Below are 15,853 nucleotides of genomic sequence, written 5' to 3'. Positions count from 1 at the left end.
CGGCCCGGCCTGTGCTGTTCGTTGCTCAGCGACGGTGCACGACGTCGCGGATCTCCGCGTAGTGGCACGCGCTGGGGTGCGGGGAACGCTCGCGGACCTGCAGCAGGGGCTCCTGCTCGGCACAGAGCTGCGTGGCCTTCCAGCACCGGGTGCGGAAGCGGCAACCCGACGGCGGGTTGGCCGGCGACGGGACGTCGCCCTCCAGGACGATCTGGTCGCGGTGACCGCGCAGGCGCGGGTCCGGGACCGGCACGGCGGAGAGCAGCGCCTGGGTGTACGGGTGCGTCGGCTGGTCGTAGATCGCGTGATCGTGACCGGTCTCGATGACCTTGCCGAGGTACATCACGGCGACCCGGTCGGAGATGTGCCGGACCACCGAGAGGTCGTGCGCGATGAAGATGTACGACAGGCCGAACTCGTTCTGCAGCCGCTCCAGCAGGTTGATCACCTGGGCCTGGATGGACACGTCGAGCGCCGACACCGGCTCGTCACAGACGATGATCTCGGGCTTGAGCGCGAGCGCGCGGGCGATGCCGATGCGCTGGCGCTGACCGCCGGAGAACTGGTGCGGGTACCGGTTGATGTGGTCGGGGTTGAGACCGACCGTGTCCAGCAGGTCCTGCACGGCACGCTGCCGGCCGTTCTTCGGGACCACCTCGGGGTGGATCTGGAACGGCTCGCCGATGATGTCGCCGACCGTCATCCGGGGGTTCAGCGACGTGTACGGGTCCTGCAACACCATCTGGATGTTGCGACGGGCCCGCCGCAGCGCGGCACCCTTCAGCCGGACCATGTCCTCGCCACGGACGTTGATCGAGCCGGAGGTCGGCGTCTCCAGGCCGACCAGCAGCTTGGCCAGGGTCGACTTGCCGCAGCCGGACTCGCCGACCACGCCCAGCGTCTCGCCACGGCGCAGGTGCAGGTCGACTCCGTCGACCGCCCGGACAGCGCCGACCTTGCTCTTGAAGACGATGCCCTGGGTGATCGGGAAGTGCTTGACCAGACCCTTGGCCTCGAGGACGACGTCACTCACCGATGACCTCCCGGAAGAAGTGGCAGCGGGCGGTACGGTGCGGCTGCTGCGACACCTGGTAGACCGGCGGTGCCGGGTCCTGCCGGCAGGCGTCCCGTGCGTACGCGCACCGCGGGTTGAAGGCACAGCCCTTCGGGACGTCGGTCAGTACCGGCGGCAGGCCGCGAATGACGCTGAGCTGCTGCCCCTTCATGTCGAGCCGGGGAATCGACTCGAGCAGGGCCCGGGTGTACGGGTGGGCCGGACGCGAGTAGATGTCGTAGACCGGCGCCTCCTCGACGACCCGGCCCGCGTACATCACCGAGATCCGGTCGGCCACGTCGGCGACCACGCCCATGTCGTGCGTGATCAGGATAAGGCCCATGTTGCGTTCCCGCTGCAGGTCGGCGAGCAGACCCATGATCTGCGCCTGCACCGTGACGTCGAGCGCCGTGGTGGGCTCGTCGGCGATCAGCACCTCGGGGTCGAGCGCCAGCGCCATAGCGATCATGACGCGCTGCCGCATACCACCCGAGAACTGGTGCGGGTAGTCGTCGACCCGGGTCCGGGCGGCCGGAATCTTGACCTGGTCGAGCAACTCGATCGCGCGCTGCTTGGCAGCGCTCCGGGACATTCCGCGGTGTTTGCGGAACACCTCACCGAGCTGGAAACCGACCGTGTAGACCGGGTTCAGCGCGGAGAGCGCGTCCTGGAAGATCATCGCGATCCGGTTGGCCCGGACCTTGCGCCGCTCGTTCTCCGACAGCTTCAGCAGGTCGACACCGCGGTACTTGATCTGGCCCTGTGTGACATAGCCCGGCGGGGTGTCCAGGATGCCCATGATCGCTTGCGCGGTGACCGACTTGCCACAGCCGGACTCGCCCAGGATCGCCAGCGTCTCGCCCGCGGAGAGCCAGAAGTTGGCGCCGTTGATGGCCTTGGCCACACCGTACTGGGTACGGAACTCGACGTGCAGGTCGCTCACTTCGAGCAGGGGTGCGCGCGGGTCGATGCCCGGTAGGACATCCATTTGCGCCTTGATATCAGTCACAGGGTCACCGCAACTTCGGGTCGAAGGCGTCGCGCACGGCGTCGCCGAGCATGATGAAGGCGAGCACCGTCACGCCGAGGAAGAGCGCCGGCCAGACGAGCGGCCACGGCTCGGTCCGGGCGAACTGCGTGCCCTCGGAGATCATGATGCCCCAGCTGATGGCGTTGTTCTTGAGGCCGACGCCGAGGAACGACAGGGTCGCCTCGCTGGCGATGTTGATGCCCAGAAGCAGCGTCAGCAGGACGACGTACGACGCGATGGAGTTCGGCACGATGTGCCGGAAGATGAGCCGGGACGGCTTGGATCCCAGCATCCGAGCCGCCGCGACGTAGTCCTGGTTCTTGGCCGAGATCACCGCGGAACGCATCACCCGGGCACCGGACGTCCAGCTCAGCAGGCCCAGGGTGAGGGTCACCGCGAAGATGCCGTCACTCTTCGGGTCCGACGAGAGCCGGTTGGAGAGCACGATGCCGGCCAGCAGGAACGGCACACCCAGCATGATGTCGACGAACCGGGACAGGAAGGCGTCCAGCCAGCCGCCGAAGTAACCGGCGGCGAGCCCGAAGAACAGGCCGATGACGCCGGCCAGCGCGGTGGAGAGCACACCCACGACGATCGAGTTCCGGGCGCCATGGATGACCTTGGCGTAGATGTCGCAGCCCTGGTAGTCGAAGCCGAACAACGCCGCGCCGGTCGGACCCTTGTACTGGTTCGACAGCGCGCAGGCACCTGGGTCGGCCGTGGTGAACAGCGTCGGCCAAGCCGCCATCACCAGGACGATCGCGACCATCACGACCGAGACCCAGAAGATCTTCCGCTTGCGCAGATCGGCCCAGGCATCGCCGGCGAGGCTGCGCGGCTTGTCCTTCTTGACCGGGCTGCGCGGAACGTTCGGCTGACCGCCGGGCGCCTCGGCAGTGGTCACGGTGTTCAAGTCACTCATAGCGGATCCTGGGGTCGAGGGCGGCGTAGAGCAGGTCGACGAGCAGGTTGATGAACAGGAACAGGATCACCAGGATGCTCACGAACCCGACCACGAGCGGACCATCCTCGGTTTTGATGGCCCTGGCCAGGTTGAAACCGACGCCGGGAATATTGAAGACGTGCTCGGTGACGATGGCGCCGGCCATCAGGCCGCCCAGGTCGACACCGATCAGCGTGACCACCGGGATCAGCGAGTTGCGCAGCACGTGCACCCAGATGACGCGCGTCCGGGTCAGACCCTTGGCCCGCGCGGTGCGTACGTAGTCGGCGCGGAGGTTTTCCACCACCGCCGTCCTCGTCACCCGCATCTCTGGTGCGATCACGATGCAGGCCAGCACGATCGCTGGCAAAAGCAGTTGCCAGACGGTCGCGTCGCGTGTTGCGGTAGGGGGGAACCAGCCCAGCTCAATGCCGAAGATCAACTGGAACAAGGGCGCGATGACCACGATCGGCATGGCAAGCAGCACCAGCGTGATGAACAGCGACACGTTGTCGAAGACGCCGCCCCGCTTGAGCGCGGAGTAGACGCCCATGGTCACGGAGAAGGTCGCGGCGATGACGATCGCGATGAGCGCCAGCCGCAGGGTGACCGGCCACGCGTCGGCCATCATCTCCCAGTTCTTGCGGCCGGTCATCGAGGTGCCGAAGTCGCCGGTGAACAGGCCCTTCATGTAGTACCAGTACTGCATGAAGAAGCCTTCATCCAGGTGGTACCGCTCGGTCAGCGCGATGCGCTGACTCTCGGATACGGGACGTTCGCCGACCAGCGCCTGGATAGGGTCCTTCTGGTTGGCGAACACCAGCGCGAACAGCATGAAGGTGGCACCGAAGAAGGTGAGCACCATCTGCAGTAAGCGCCGCACAATGTAGCGGAACATACGGGTTTAGCCTCTTCCGCGGAAGAGCGCCGGCCTCGTGAGCACGGCGACGATGAGGTTGGGGTAACACAGCGGTGGCGCCACGGTTTCATATTCTCCGTGACGCCACCACCGGTCGAGCAGGTAAATCAGATCAGCCGACAACTTCGATCTTGTAGAGGTTGACCTTCTGGAACAGGTCGACCGTCACGTTGTTGACCTTCGTCGAGTAGCCGTAGACGTTCTGGCCGTTACGCAGCGGGATGACCGGCATCTCCTGGGCGAGGATGTCCTCGGCCGCCTGCCACTTCTTGATGGCCTCGTCCTCGGTCGCCGCAGCAGAACCTTCCTTGACCAGGTTGTCGAAGGTCGGGTTGCTGTACCCGTAGTAGTTGGAGGAACCGTCGGTGCTGTACAGCGGGCCGAGGTAGTTCTCCATCAGCGGGTAGTCCATGATCCAGCCGAGGCGGATGAGGCCGACCGGCTGCTTCTTCTCGACCTTGCTCAGCAGGTCCGCGAACTTCGGCTCCTCGCCGCCGACGCAGTTGATGCCGAGGGCAGCCTTGATCTGGTTGCACGTCGCGTCGACCCACGCCTTGTGGTTGCCGTCGACGTTGTACGTGATCTTGATTTCCTTCGGACCGTTGGCCTCGGTGTACAGCTTCTTGGCCTCGGACGGGTTGTACACGCAGTTCGCGCCACAGGTGTCGGGGCGGTAACCGGCGACGACCGGGGAGACGAACGAGGTCGCCGGCGACTGCGAACCCAGGAAGATCTGGTCGGTGATCTCCTGGCGGTTGATCGCCATCGAGATCGCCTTGCGGACGCGGACGTCCTGGTACTCCTTCTGGAACGTCGGGAAGCCGACGAACTGGAAGGTGGAGTTCGGGCTCTTCTTGAACCGGTCACCCAGGTCGGCGGAGGCCTTGCCCAGGCTCTCGATCGGGATCTGGGTCTGCACGTCGACGTTGCCCGCCACCAGGTCGGCGTACTCCGCCTGCTGGTCCTGGTAGATCTTCCAGGTCACGCCGTCGACCTTCGGAGCCTCGCCCTTGAAGTCGGCGACCTTCTCCACGACGATCTGGGAGTCGTGCTCCCACTTGCCCTTGATCTTGAAGGGGCCGTTGCCGATGATCGCGTCCTCGAAGCCCTCGGCGATGACGCCCTCGGACTTCCAGGCGGCCTTCGGCAGCGGGTAGAACGCGGTGTAGCCCATGACGGACTCCCAGCCGGCGAACGGCGCGGAGAGCGTGATGGTGAAGGTCGCGTCGTCGACCTTCTTCAGGCCCTCAAGGGTCTTCGCCTTGGGATCCGGAGCCTTCTTCGGGCCCTCTTCGCCGTCCGGGTCCTTGGACTGCAGGTCCGCGTAGCCCTTGATCTTCTCGAAGAAGTACGACGCACCCTGGCCGTTCGGGCCGTAGGCGCCATAGTTCCAGGCGTTGATGTAGTTCTCCGAGGTGACCGGCTCACCGTTACTGAACGTAAAGCCGGGCTTCAGCTTGACGGTCCAGACGGTGTTCTTCGAGTCCGGCGTGATCGACTCGGCCGCGACGACGACGGGCTTGTTCTCAGCGTCGAAGTCGACCAGCGGGTAGAACAGCGAGGACAGAACCTCGGAGCCGTTCGACTCGGTGGCGTTGGTCGGGATGAGGTGCTGCGGCTCGCCGATACCGATCACGACCGTGTTCGAAGTAGCGGCCGAGTCCTCAGACCCGCCACCACCGCAACCAGCGGCCAACAAGGCGATGGCGGTCGCACCGGCCGCCATCTTCCATGGGGCTTTCCCAGGCATGGGAGTGTCTCCTTCAAGGGCGCTCACGAGGGGTTGTGTGAGTAGCTGCCACTGTGACACAGAGGCACTGAAACCAAAGAGAGCCGTTATCAAGCCGATATTAGCCGTTTACGTCCGTACGAACGCGCGAAGATCACTGTTACGGCTGAGGCAACGGGACTGAGCTGCTAGTACTCCCCGCAGTGGCTAAACGTACACCGAGCGCAGCCGTTAGTGCGATCTTCAGCGATGCCCGGGTCGGCGCGAGCTCAGACGAGCCGGCGGTCCGCGGCCCAGCGTGACAGCTCGTAACGGTTACTCATCTGGAGTTTTCGCAGCACATTGGACACATGCGTTTCGACCGTCTTGATCGAGATGTACAGTTCTTTGGCGATTTCCTTGTACGCGTAGCCCCGCGCGAGCAGCCGCAGCACCTCTCGCTCCCGGTTGGTGAGCTGATCCAGCTCCGGGTCCGCGACCGGCACGTCCGGCCGGGAGGCGAACGCGTCCAGCACGAAACCGGCCAGCCGCGGGCTGAACACCGCGTCGCCGTCGGCCACCCGGCGCACCGCGGCGGCCAGCTCGTCCGGCGAGATCGTCTTGGTGACGTAGCCCCGGGCACCGGCCCGGATCAGGCCGATCACGTCCTCGGCCGCGTCCGAGACGGAGAGCGCGAGGAAACGGACCTGCGGGTGGGTACGCCGGATCGCCTCCAGCACCGCCCGGCCACCGCCATCCGGCATGTGCACGTCGAGCAGCACCACGTCCGGCTGGATCGCGCCGATCCGGGTCACCGCCTCGGCCACCGTGCTGGCCTCGCCGACGACTTCGACATGGCGGCCCAGCTCGGCGCGCACGCCGGCGCGGAACATCGCGTGGTCGTCCACCAGGAAGACGGTCAGCCGGCCGGCCGACTGCGTCACGGGCTCGGTCATCGTGCTGACTCCTTACCGGCGGCCACACTCTCCCGGGAGACGGGAAGCGTGAGGCGTACCTCCGTACCGTTACCGGTGGCGCTGCGGATCTCCGCGCGCCCGCCGTGGCGCTGCATGCGCCCGATGATCGAACCACGGACCCCGTGCCGTGTCTCGGCTACACCACTCAACTCGAAACCGGCACCGCGATCGCGGACGAAAACGCTCAGCTCGTCCTGCTCCACCTCGGCGTAGAGCGAGACGGTCTGCACTCCGGCGTGCCGGGCGGCGTTGACCAGCGCCTCGCGCGCGGCGGCGACCAGCGCCGCGACCCGCTCGTCGCACTGGGTGTCACCGACCACCACGGTCTCCACCTCGATCGCATAGGTGTCCTCGACCTCGGCCGCGGCCTGCTCCAGCGCCGCCGCGAACCGCTCGGTCGGCGAGGCGGTGGGTTTGTAGAGCCAGTTGCGCAGGCTGCGCTCCTGACCACGGGCCAGCCGCTGCACCTCTTTGATGTCCGCCGAGTTGCGCTGGATCAGGGCCAGCGTGTGCAGCACCTGGTCGTGGATCATCGCGGCCACCTCGGCCCGCTCCTGCTCCCGGATCCGCCCCTCACGCTCGGCGCGCAGCTGGCCGAAGGTGCGCCAGACCAGCGGCGCGACCACCACGCCGACGCCGAGCAGGCCGACCAGCGCGAAGATCACGCCGTTCAGCACCGAGCCGAGCGACTCGGCCGGCGCGTACACCGCGACCGCGCCGATGACCCCGATGGCGACCAGGATGCCGCCGCCGACGAAGCGGAGCATGAACGAGCGCCGGTCGGTCTCGCCGACGATCGCGGCCATCCAGCCGGATGGCGCGTTCGGATCGGACCACTGCTCGCGGCGGCTCGGGTCGGACTGGTGCCAGATCACCCCGGCACCGACCGCCACCACCGCGATCATCCAGCCCACCGTCGTCGCCACCTGGTCCTGGAAGACCAGCGCCTGGAGCATGATCACGCCGAGGCCGATCGCGGCGAACGGCAACAGCGCGGCGAGATCGCGGCTGGGCGGCTCCTGGTCGTTACGCGCCTCCTGCGGCAGCACCGCCCAGTACGCCGCGTAGAGCAGCAGGCCGAGCGCGTTGAAGCCGAGCAGGACCACCAGGCTGATACGCACCGCGAGCACCGGCACACCGAGGTGCCGCGCCAGCCCGGAGGCGACGCCGGCCACGATCCGTTGGTCGCGGGGACGGTAGAGCCGGCGCGGTTGCGGCGGCACTGCGGTTGTGGTCACCCTTCGATCGTCACACGTGCGGCGGGCCCAGACCACGGGTAACTTCCCGGGTACCGGCGGCCCTGGATCTCAGGGTGGCCTCAGGGTCACTTCCTGAGGCGGCTCGGGCCGGTCGGGAAGCAGGATCGAAGGCATGAACGACGAAGCTGCCGAACCCCGTACCCCGGGTACCGGTCCTGAGGGCGGGCCGGCACCTTCCGCCTCCGCGCCACCTCCCCCGCCCCCGCCGCCCCCGCCGCCCCCGCCGCCCCCGCCGGGCTCGAACGTGCCGCCCTGGCTGTCGGCCGCGCAGGCCGCCTTCGCCCGTCAGCAGCTGGTCCGCCCGCGACAGGGCCGGTACATCGCCGGTGTGTGCGGCGCGCTGGCCCGGGCCACCAACACCGACCCGGTGCTCTGGCGGGTGCTGCTCGCCGTGCTCGGTGTGCTGGGCGGAGCGGGCGTGCTGTTCTACCTGATCGGCTGGCTGATCATCCCGTCCGAGGGGGACACCGCGTCGCCGGTGGAGTCGCTGCTCGGCAAGGGGCGGTCCAGCATGACGCCGCTGTCGGTGGTGCTGCTCGGCGGCGGCGCGCTGCTGACCTTCTCCTTCATCGTCGGCAACGGCGCCCGGGCCAGCATGCTCGCGGCCGCGCTGCTGGTCGGCGCGTTCCTGCTGATCAAGCGGGGCGCTCCCGCCGGGACGTTTCCGCCGCACGCCGCGCCACCTCCCGGCCCGGCGACGCCGCCCGAGCAGCCCACGGTCGCGTTCGCGCAGCCGGCCACGGCCGCACCGGCCGGTGAACCGGTGACGCCGCCGGCCCCACCGCCGTACGAGCCGCCGCGCTGGACGCCGCCGGCCGAGTCCGGTTACCGGCCGCCGTTCGCGCCGCACGGGCCGTTCGCGAGCTCCGGTGGTCACCCGCCGATCCCGCCCGTTCCGCCGAGGCCCCCGAAACCGCCCAAGCCGCCGAAGGAGCGTTCGATCCTCGGACGGCTGACCTTCTTCATGATCATCGTGGTGATGGGCGTGCTGGCCGCGCTGGACATGGCCGGCCTCGACGTCGCCGTCTCCGCGTACTTCGCGGCCGCTCTGGTGACGATCGGGCTCGGCCTGGTGGTCGGCGCCTGGTTCGGCCGGGCCCGCGGGCTGATCTTCCTGGCGATCATGACCACAATCGGTCTTCTGATCTCCACCGGCACCGAGCGGTGGGGCAGCGAATTCCGAAACAGCGTCTACCGTCCGGCCACCCTCGCCGAGGTCGCCGACTCCTACGACTTCACCCTCGGCAACGTCACCCTGGACCTGCGCGGCGTCGACTTCACCGGCGCCGACCAGACCACCGTGGTGAACATGAAGGTCGGCCAGCTGCGGGTACTGCTGCCGGACCAGGTGGACACCACCGCGCAGATCCGGGTCGGCGGCCGGGCCGTGGCCTTCGGCCAGGTGTACAACGGCTCCGCCGCGGATTCACAGTCGGTCACCAACCTCGGCCCGGACGGCGCCGGTGGCGGCAAGCTCCAGCTCGACCTGACCCTGGACACCGGAAACCTGGAGGTGATCCGATGAAACCCCACCGGACGGATGCGGTCTCGCTCACCTTCGGCCTGCTCTTCCTCGTGATCGCGGGCTGGTGGGCGGTCTCCCAGGTGGTCACCCTGCACCTGCCCGCACTGGGCTGGACGGTCGCCGGGGGTCTGATCCTGTTCGGCGCGGTCGGCCTGCTCGGAGCGATCAGTTCCGGACGCCGGGAGCAGCCGGTAGCGGCCCCTGTCGCAGCCTCGGCCCGGGTCGAGACCACGCCGGGCGACCTGCCGCCGGAGATGCACGCCTCGATCGTTCAGGAGCTGCTGGACGACCCGGCGACGCGCTTCGAGTCCGAGCAGAAGCGGACCGAACCCGAAGCCGAGAAATAGCGTGATGCCCCGCCCACGGGCCAACCCCCGTGGGCGGGGCAATATGCTCGCGGAATGACCCAGTTTCCCGCCGTGTCCGCCACACCCGTTCCGGCCGTCGGAGCCCGGGCCGCTCGTGCCCTGACCGCTGAGTTCGCCCGGCAGAACGAGGCCACCACCGCCCTGCTGATCGGCGCCGACCACGCCTCCGCCGTGGTGGCCGCCGCCGTCGAGGCGCTGCTGCCGGGAGACACCCTGGTCCTCGTCGCCGGCGAGTACAGCAGCTCCGACCTGCTCCGGGGCCACATCACCGGCCTCGGCAGCTGGGTGGCCGACCGAGTGAAGATCCTCGAGTCGCTGGACGAGGCGCAGCCGGCCGACGTCGTCATCGTCGGCGAGCCGCTGACCGGCACCGCCGAGGAGACCCGCGGCCTGCTCGACAAGCTCGCGAAGTACCTGAACGAGGGCGCCGTGCTCACCGTCGCCACCCCGGCCGGCCCGGGCCGGACCGCGGGCGCCGCGGCCGAGCTGTTCCGGCAGGGCTCGCTCTTCGGGGTCGGTTCCGACCTGGTCCTCCGCAACCAGCCGCCGCTGCGGGTGCACAAGCTGCGATTCACCCAGGCCGCCGTGGCCGCCGCGTCGACCCTGGCCCCGGCATTCCGGACGTCCAGCGTCCCGCTGACCCGGACCATGCACATCGACTCGAACGGCGTCGCCGCCGCCGGCATCGCGCTCGGCCTGGCCGCCCTGGCCCGCCGGGCCCGGCCCAAGTCCAAGCTCTGGCTGCTCCCGGCGCTGGCCGCCGTCCCGGTCGCGGCGTTCTTCCGCGACCCGGAGCGCGACGTGCCCGGCGACCCGTCCGCCGTGGTCGCGGCCGCCGACGGCAAGGTGCTCTCGATCGAGCGGATGCGCGACGACCGGTTCGGGCCGGGCGAGTTCCTCCGCATCGCGGTCTTCCTGTCCGTCTTCGACGTGCACGTCAACCGCGCGCCGGTGGCCGGCCGGGTCGCCGACTACTTCGTCGAAGAGGGCGGTTACGCCAACGCGGCGACCGCCGCCGCGGAGCACAACGTCGCCGCCTACACGGTCCTGGACACCGAGCACGGCACGGTCGTGGTGGCCCAGCGGACCGGCCTGATCGCCCGCCGCATCGTGCAGCGCACGCCGGCCGGCACCCTGATCGCCAAGGGTGAGCGGTTCGGCCTGATCCGGTTCGGCTCCCGCACCGACGTGTACCTGCCGGCCGACAAGGCCGAAGCCCTGGTGAGCGTCGACGAGCGAGTGGTCGGCGGCGCCACGGTCATCGCCCGCTGGAAGTAGATCTCCGGGTAACGAAAAAGGCCGCCTCCTGATCGGAGGCGGCCTTTTTCGAAAGGTCAGGCGCGCTTGGCGCGGACCCAGAGGATCGGGCCGCTGACCAGGTACGTCGCGACGACCAGCACGAACATCATCTGCGGCTCCAGCACCAGCGCGCCGACCACCGGCAGCAGCCAGAGCCACGGCGGAAGCCGCAGGATGCGGGCAAGCTTCGCGTACGGGAAGCTGGAGACCATCGCGAAGGCCAGCAACGCGACCCCGGCCAGGACCACCATGCCGGGCAGCGGCAGGTCGATCAGCACGGCGAGGGCGAGCACCGCCGCGGCCATCGTGGTCGGGACACCGCAGAAGAAGCGGCCGTCCTTCGGCGAGACGTTGAAGCGGGCCAGCCGGATCGCGGCGCAGCCGGCGACCAGGGCGCAGGCGAGCGCGGCGGCCGCGTGCGGCACCTGGTGCGCCACCAGCGAGGCGTAGACCACGACCGGGGCGGCCAGGCCGAACGAGCTCATGTCGGCGAGCGAGTCCATCTGCGCGCCGAACGGGCTGGCGACACCGAGCTTGCGGGCCAGCGCACCGTCCAGGCCGTCGAAGACGACGCAGGCGACCAGGCAGCCGGCCGCGGCCTTGGGCTCACCCTCCATGGCCAGGAAGATGGCCAGCAGGCCGAGCCCGAGACTGGCCAGAGTGCAGGCGTTGACCAGCGCGAAACGCGCCCGGCGTGCCATGGTGTGCTCACCGGGAAGCAGGGGGATGGTCGTCGGCACCTGCTCCTCTTGGAAGGGGGCAGACGCGTTCAGCGGAACTCCGGGGGTGGGAATGATGTGGCTCAGCGCCGGCTCCGGCCCGGTGTACAGCACCTCGGCACGGACCGCGGTGGCGGCCCGGCTCGTCTCGGTGTTCCGGCGACCCACCCGAACCAATAGAGCTTGCCGGGCGAGAGTCCCGCCATGACGCAAGCGACCTGCCCAACGGCGTCCAGCGGGACGGGGACTATCCGTCGATCGACGCCGGCGCCAAGGGGTACTCGGCACGTGGTTCCTCCATGGAGTTCGTGGTCACCGGCGTCGTCCTTGAAGCCCGGCGAAATTGCGGGTTACACCATCGCACAGCGAGGCGGCCTTGGCGAGAGGCCGTTCAGTTGCGCTGTGCAACGGGCGCTCTCCATCTTCCGTACGACGATTTTAGCCCGCCTGGGCCAGAGCCTCCTGGGCCAGCTCTGTGAGGGGCAGTTCCGCCACCTCACCGGGGGTGAACCAGGACGCCCGGTCGGTGGACCCACCGGCCACCTCGGTAACGGCGGCAATGACCGGTTCATCCACTTCTGTGCGATACACCACCCGGATCACGTGCCAGTCCATCGGGACGCCCTCGGGGCCGAGGGTGGCCGGGTCGTACCGGTGCCCGACGGTGAGCAGGCCGGCGATCCGGCCCCGCTGCGAGGTCTCCTCAAACAGCTCCCGGAGCAGGCCCCGCTCCGGCGTCTCCCCGAAGTCGGTGCCACCGCCGGGCAGGTGCCAGCGGCCGCCGCCGGGGTAACCCCGCGTGATCCGGGCCAGCAGGATCCGCCCGGCCGGGTCGGTGACCAGCCCGTACGCCCCGAACCGCTGCACCCGGTCGGACCGGTGCACCGGCTCGTCGCTCAGCGGCGTCTCCTCGTCCGGCGCCGTGGACCGCACACCGAGCGCCCGCGCCGTGAACTGCAGCAGCGGCAGCCCGGCCGTCGCGGCCGGCGTCACCCACTCGGCCAGGTCGCTCGTGCCGCCGACCTCGGGGCGCAGCTCACCACCGGTGACCGTGACGTCGTAGAGGATCCGGTCGGTGTGCTCCAACGGCCCGTCCGGCAGCGCGACCACGTCGGCGACCACGGCTCGCACCCCGGTGACGGTGACGACCAGGCCGGTCTCCTCGGCGAGCTCCCGGACGACCGCGTCGGCCGGGTGCTCGCCGTGCTCCACGCCACCGCCGGGCAGCGACCAGGCACCGGGGAAGGCGCTGAGCTCCGACCCGCGGGTGAGCAGGACACTGCCGTCAGCGGTACGGCACACGCCGTACGCCGCCACCCTTCTGATCTTCATCAGGCTCGGTCCCGTCTCGCGGTCGCGCCTCGCGCGACCGCGAAGCCGGACCTAGATTAGCTTCGCCGCCCGCAGGGCGTCGGCCGTGACCTCGGTGAGCTGGTCGGCACCGAGCGCGGCGACGTCCCTGAGCGGCATCCACCGGGCCTCGGAGGTGGAGCCCCCGACGTCGTGGATGGTCACCTCGGTCGGCTGGTCCACCACGACCCGGTAGAACGCCCGGACGCCGTGCCAGTCGATCGGATAACCCTCCGGGCCGAGCGAGGCGGCATCGCGATGGCTGGCCACCCCGAGCAACTCGATCAGGCGGCCCGCCTGGCCGGTCTCCTCGACCAGCTCGCGGATCAGCGCCGTGCCGGGCTGTTCGCCGTAGTCGGTACCGCCGCCGGGCAGGTGCCAGCAGCCCTCTCCGGGATACCCCGGAGAGATCCGGGTCAGGAGCAGATTCTCGTACGGGTCGGTGGCGATCGCGTACGCCGCGAAGCGCTGGGCCCGATGCAACCCGTCCGGCCCCTCGTAGGCGTAGAACGACGGGAAGTCCGGCGCCGAGTCGGGTCTCAGGTCGGCGGAGGCCGCGCTGAGCCCGAGCGCGGCCGCGGCGAACGGCCGCAGCTTCAGCTGCTCGGCCTCCTCGAGCGTGTACCAGCGCGCCAGGTCGGTGGAGTGGCCGACCCGGTCGATCAGATTGCCACCGCGCACCGACACGCTGTAGATCAGCCGGTCGGTGTGGATGGTGACGCCTCGGTGCGGCAGCGAGCGCATGTCGGCCAGGACGTCACGCAGCCCGCTGACGGCGACGGAGAGCCCGGTCTCCGCCGCGGTCTCGCGGACGACGGTGTGATTGGGATCTTCGCCGTGGTCGACGGCGCCGCCGGGCAGCGACCAGACGCCGGGAGTACCGGATTTGGCCGAGGCCCGGACCAGGAGGACGCGGCCTTCGCCGTCGGTCGCGACGGCGTAGGCGGCGATCCTGCGGAGCGGTTCCAGTGCGGGGGTCACGAAGCGGCATTCTGCCCGGATTTTCTTACCTATCCGGGACGATTGTCGGGTTCCTGACAGTTGAATCGCGCTGCGTAACCGCAGCTCAGGGCAGATTTAACCGCCCTGGGCGATTGATCCACTACTGGGCGTCACTCCCACTCGATGGTGCCCGGCGGCTTGCTCGTGACGTCCAGCACGACCCTGTTGATCTCCCGAACCTCGTTCGTGATCCGGTTCGAGATCTTGGCGATCAGGTCGTAGGGCAGACGCGACCAGTCGGCGGTCATGGCGTCCTCGGAGGAGACCGGCCGCAGCACCACCGGGTGTCCGTAGGTGCGTCCGTCGCCCTGCACGCCGACACTGCGCACGTCGGCCAGCAGCACCACCGGGAACTGCCAGACACCCCGGTCCAGACCCGCCGCGGTGAGCTCCTCGCGGGCGATCAGGTCGGCATGGCGCAGGATGTCCAAGCGCTCCCGGTCCACCGCGCCGATGATCCGGATGGCCAGACCGGGACCCGGGAACGGGTGCCGCTGGACGATCTCGTCGGGCAGGCCGAGCTCCTTGCCGATCGCGCGCACCTCGTCCTTGAAGAGCGTACGCAGCGGCTCGATCAGCGCGAACTGCAGGTCGTCGGGGAGGCCGCCGACGTTGTGGTGCGACTTGATGTTCGCGGTGCCGGTGCCGCCGCCGGACTCCACCACGTCCGGGTACAGGGTGCCCTGGACCAGGAACTCGATGTGCCGCTCGGCATCCAGGTCGCGGGCCGCGGCCTCGAACGTCCGGATGAACTCACGCCCGATGATCTTGCGCTTCTGCTCCGGGTCGGTGACGTCCTTCAGGTGGCCGAGGAACTGCTCCTCCGCGTCGACGACGACCAGCCGGACCCCGGTGGAGGCCACGTAGTCCTTCTCGACCTGCTCGGCCTCGCCGGCGCGCAGCAGCCCGTGGTCGACGAAGACACAGGTGAGCTGGTCACCGATGGCCTTCTGGACGAGCGCCGCGGCGACCGCCGAGTCGACGCCCCCGGAGAGCGCGCAGAGCACCTGCTTGTCGCCGACCTGCGCACGGATCGCGGCGACCTGGTCCTCGATGATGTTGCCGGGCGTCCAGGTGGGCTCGAGACCGGCGATGTCGTACAGGAAGCGCTTGAGCATCTCCTGGCCCTGCTCGGTGTGCGCCACCTCGGGGTGGAACTGCACGCCGGCCCGCTTGGCGGCGAGGTCCTCGAAGGCGGCGACCGGGGCGCCCGGGGTGGACGCGGTGACCATGAAACCGGACGGGGCGACCGACACACTGTCGCCGTGGCTCATCCAGACCGGCAGGTCGTCCGGCAGGTCGCGGAGCAGGGAACCACCCTGCGCGGTCAGCAGGGTGCGCCCATATTCCCGGGAGCCGGTCTGCTCGACGGTGCCGCCGAGCGCCCTGGCCATCGCCTGGAAGCCGTAGCAGATGCCGAAGACCGGCACGTCGCTGTCGAACAGGCTCGGGTCGAGCGAGGGCGCGCCCGGCTCGTAGACGCTGGATGGGCCGCCGGAGAGGATGATCGCGGCGGGGTTCTTCGCCAGCATCTCGGCCACCGGCATCGAGTGCGGGACGATCTCCGAGTAGACACGGGCCTCACGGACCCGGCGGGCGATCAGCTGGGCGTACTGGGCGCCGAAATCGACGACGAGGACGGGACGCGGGGTGCTCACCCGGCGAGTTTACCGGCGTGTCCCGGCCGGGAACGAAACGAG

Annotated in this window: 14 protein-coding genes; 3 read left to right on the top strand and 11 right to left on the bottom strand. The window is 69.2% G+C overall.

The genetic code is table 11. The features are described 5' to 3' along the window. Window positions 1–25: 25 nt before the first annotated feature. The 7 genes from CHC09_RS11155 to CHC09_RS11125 all read right to left on the bottom strand — a co-directional run bounded on the left by CHC09_RS11155 (window position 26) and on the right by CHC09_RS11125 (window position 7,869). Complete coding sequence (locus tag CHC09_RS11155) at window positions 26–1,033, bottom strand: ABC transporter ATP-binding protein (protein ID WP_089292949.1); 1,008 nt, start codon at window positions 1,031–1,033, stop codon at window positions 26–28. After that, complete coding sequence (locus tag CHC09_RS11150) at window positions 1,026–2,042, bottom strand: ABC transporter ATP-binding protein (protein WP_089292948.1); 1,017 nt, start codon at window positions 2,040–2,042, stop codon at window positions 1,026–1,028. Before CHC09_RS11150 ends, CHC09_RS11155 begins: the two co-directional genes overlap by 8 nt. 25 nt (window positions 2,043–2,067) lie before the next feature. Beyond that, complete coding sequence (locus CHC09_RS11145; RefSeq protein ID WP_089292947.1) at window positions 2,068–3,006, bottom strand: ABC transporter permease; 939 nt, start codon at window positions 3,004–3,006, stop codon at window positions 2,068–2,070. Then, window positions 2,999–3,925 (bottom strand): ABC transporter permease, encoded by a 927-nt coding sequence (locus CHC09_RS11140; protein WP_089292946.1) that lies wholly within the window; start codon window positions 3,923–3,925, stop codon window positions 2,999–3,001. Before CHC09_RS11140 ends, CHC09_RS11145 begins: the two co-directional genes overlap by 8 nt. A gap of 133 nt (window positions 3,926–4,058) precedes the next feature. After that, entirely contained in the window at window positions 4,059–5,696 is a 1,638-nt protein-coding gene (locus CHC09_RS11135) for a peptide ABC transporter substrate-binding protein (RefSeq protein WP_089292945.1), read from the bottom strand. A gap of 248 nt (window positions 5,697–5,944) precedes the next feature. After that, a complete protein-coding gene (locus CHC09_RS11130; RefSeq protein ID WP_089292944.1) occupies window positions 5,945–6,610 on the bottom strand; it encodes a response regulator in 666 nt (221 codons plus the stop codon). After that, window positions 6,607–7,869, bottom strand: a complete 1,263-nt coding sequence (locus tag CHC09_RS11125) for an ATP-binding protein (RefSeq protein ID WP_275407871.1) — start codon at window positions 7,867–7,869, stop codon at window positions 6,607–6,609. Before CHC09_RS11125 ends, CHC09_RS11130 begins: the two co-directional genes overlap by 4 nt. A gap of 133 nt (window positions 7,870–8,002) precedes the next feature. Between CHC09_RS11125 and CHC09_RS11120 the strand changes: the two genes are divergently transcribed. The 3 genes from CHC09_RS11120 to CHC09_RS11110 are packed head-to-tail and all read left to right on the top strand — an operon-like array spanning window position 8,003 to window position 11,061. Further along, window positions 8,003–9,415: a PspC domain-containing protein gene (locus tag CHC09_RS11120; RefSeq protein ID WP_089292942.1), complete on the top strand. Its 1,413-nt coding sequence runs from the start codon at window positions 8,003–8,005 to the stop codon at window positions 9,413–9,415. Continuing rightward, on the top strand, window positions 9,412–9,762 hold the full coding sequence (locus CHC09_RS11115) for a hypothetical protein (protein ID WP_089292941.1): 351 nt from the start codon (window positions 9,412–9,414) through the stop codon (window positions 9,760–9,762). Before CHC09_RS11120 ends, CHC09_RS11115 begins: the two co-directional genes overlap by 4 nt. Before the next feature lie 54 nt (window positions 9,763–9,816). Further along, window positions 9,817–11,061 (top strand): phosphatidylserine decarboxylase, encoded by a 1,245-nt coding sequence (locus CHC09_RS11110; protein WP_089292940.1) that lies wholly within the window; start codon window positions 9,817–9,819, stop codon window positions 11,059–11,061. A gap of 56 nt (window positions 11,062–11,117) precedes the next feature. Here CHC09_RS11110 and CHC09_RS11105 read toward each other — a convergent pair whose 3' ends face one another. The 4 genes from CHC09_RS11105 to guaA form a co-directional block, all read right to left on the bottom strand. Further along, window positions 11,118–12,089, bottom strand: coding sequence for a CDP-alcohol phosphatidyltransferase family protein (locus tag CHC09_RS11105; protein WP_373871908.1), 972 nt, complete (start codon window positions 12,087–12,089; stop codon window positions 11,118–11,120). A gap of 150 nt (window positions 12,090–12,239) precedes the next feature. Beyond that, window positions 12,240–13,136 (bottom strand): NUDIX hydrolase, encoded by an 897-nt coding sequence (locus CHC09_RS11100; RefSeq protein WP_239138355.1) that lies wholly within the window; start codon window positions 13,134–13,136, stop codon window positions 12,240–12,242. Between the two features lie 48 nt (window positions 13,137–13,184). Then, window positions 13,185–14,132, bottom strand: coding sequence for an NUDIX hydrolase (locus CHC09_RS11095; protein WP_089292937.1), 948 nt, complete (start codon window positions 14,130–14,132; stop codon window positions 13,185–13,187). 131 nt (window positions 14,133–14,263) lie between these two features. Further along, the gene (gene guaA / locus CHC09_RS11090; RefSeq protein WP_089292936.1) at window positions 14,264–15,811 is read right to left on the bottom strand and encodes a glutamine-hydrolyzing GMP synthase; all 1,548 of its coding nucleotides are present in this window, start codon (window positions 15,809–15,811) and stop codon (window positions 14,264–14,266) included. Window positions 15,812–15,853 lie beyond the last annotated feature (42 nt).

The sequence above is a fragment of the Actinoplanes regularis genome (assembly GCF_900188005.1).
Classification (GTDB): domain Bacteria; phylum Actinomycetota; class Actinomycetes; order Mycobacteriales; family Micromonosporaceae; genus Actinoplanes; species Actinoplanes regularis.
This window is presented reverse-complemented; position numbering and strand designations above follow the sequence as displayed.